The 218-nt window shown below is 43.6% G+C and carries 1 protein-coding gene; it reads left to right on the plus strand.

What is annotated here, in order from left to right:
• Positions 1–218 (plus strand): winged helix-turn-helix domain-containing protein (locus tag E4T71_RS09665; protein WP_167758543.1); only part of this gene is annotated, 218 nt, incomplete at both ends.

The raw sequence follows: 218 nt of genomic DNA on the forward strand, positions 1-218 counted from the left end.
GCCACTTTTATTTAACACATGAAGAGGAAGAGGAATTTCTTGAAGAACAGGCTTCTTCCGCTATGAATGGAGAATTTGTCACTGTTGACAAACTCTTTGAAGCCTATCAAAAAAGAGTAGGACGTAAAACAAGCCGCGAAGGTTTCTATGCACTTCTGAAACGTCATGGCTGGCGTAAGGTTAGTCCACGCCCTGAACACCCAAAGAAAGCAGACGCT

The organism is Streptococcus sp. WM07 (genome assembly GCF_004570525.1).
Classification (GTDB): domain Bacteria; phylum Bacillota; class Bacilli; order Lactobacillales; family Streptococcaceae; genus Streptococcus.